Below are 392 nucleotides of genomic sequence, written 5' to 3'. Positions count from 1 at the left end.
ACCTCTCCCTCACTGGCCGAAGTAGATGGGCTTGAGTCCGGGAACGTCGCTTACGTCGCCCGAAACCGCGCGTTGCGCGCGCCGGCCCGCTTCGCTCGAACCGGCGGCAACGCCCCCCTGGTCGCCGAAGGCACGCGACGCCGTTGCGGGCTTCGCACCGCCGTTGGCGGCGGCAAGAACGTCGTCCGGATAGTGCGCATCGCCCGGCGCTCCGGGAGCGGCGGCGGACTCGAAGGTCACGAGCTGGTCGCGGACCTGTGCACGCGTGATGATTGACTGTGAAAAGGCTGCAGCGGGGGCGGCCAGCACGGCCGCGAGCAGGCAGGAAAACAAGGTGGGTTTCATGTGGTGACTCCAGTATCGGATTGAGAATCCGTCGATGAACGATCGAA

1 protein-coding gene is annotated in these 392 nt (G+C 66.6%); it reads right to left on the bottom strand.

The features are described 5' to 3' along the window. Window positions 1-9: 9 nt before the first annotated feature. Window positions 10-345: a DUF4148 domain-containing protein gene (locus U5A57_RS41435; RefSeq protein ID WP_321918128.1), complete on the bottom strand. Its 336-nt coding sequence runs from the start codon at window positions 343-345 to the stop codon at window positions 10-12. Window positions 346-392: the final 47 nt, after the last annotated feature.

This window comes from Paraburkholderia sp. J11-2, from assembly GCF_905220185.1.
Classification (GTDB): domain Bacteria; phylum Pseudomonadota; class Gammaproteobacteria; order Burkholderiales; family Burkholderiaceae; genus Paraburkholderia.
The sequence above is the reverse complement of the archived record's forward strand: the minus strand, read 5'-3'. Positions and strand labels throughout refer to the sequence as shown.

What these genes read in the sequence shown, in the direction of transcription:
- U5A57_RS41435 (WP_321918128.1), bottom strand. Translation starts at nt 345, where the DNA reads ATGAAACCCACCTTGTTTTCCTGCCTGCTCGCGGCCGTGCTGGCCGCC.